This window comes from Pseudomonas sp. SIMBA_067 (genome assembly GCF_046534675.1).
GTDB lineage: Bacteria > Pseudomonadota > Gammaproteobacteria > Pseudomonadales > Pseudomonadaceae > Aquipseudomonas > Aquipseudomonas putida.
Genome location: NZ_JAWRYH010000220.1, coordinates 1 through 308, shown reverse-complemented (window position 1 = coordinate 308; position 308 = coordinate 1). Strand labels below are relative to the sequence as shown.

Genomic DNA, 308 nt, shown 5'->3' with positions numbered 1-308 from the left:
TATTGTTGAGTTTGCCGGTGACAACGCCGCGCTGATCGATCAGCAGATTGAACAGCTTTGTGGCCGCCTTGACGCACTGATGGCGCAGCAGCAGGGCGGCGTGATTGGCTATCAGTTCTGTAACGACCTGGATGGCATTGAACGCATCTATAACATGCGTAAAAAAGCGGTGGGTCTGTTGGGAAATGCCAAAGGCCGGGCTAAACCGATTCCCTTTGTGGAAGATACCGCGGTCCCACCGGAAAAACTGGCGGACTACATTGTCGAGTTTCGCGCGCTGCTCGACAGCCACGGGCTGAGCTACGGCA

General features: G+C 55.5%; 1 protein-coding gene. It reads left to right on the top strand.

Annotation, left to right across the window (positions count from 1 at the left end):
- Window positions 1–308, top strand: a 308-nt coding sequence (locus SB765_RS28815; RefSeq protein ID WP_410932381.1) for an FAD-linked oxidase C-terminal domain-containing protein, incomplete at both ends; no start/stop codon positions are given.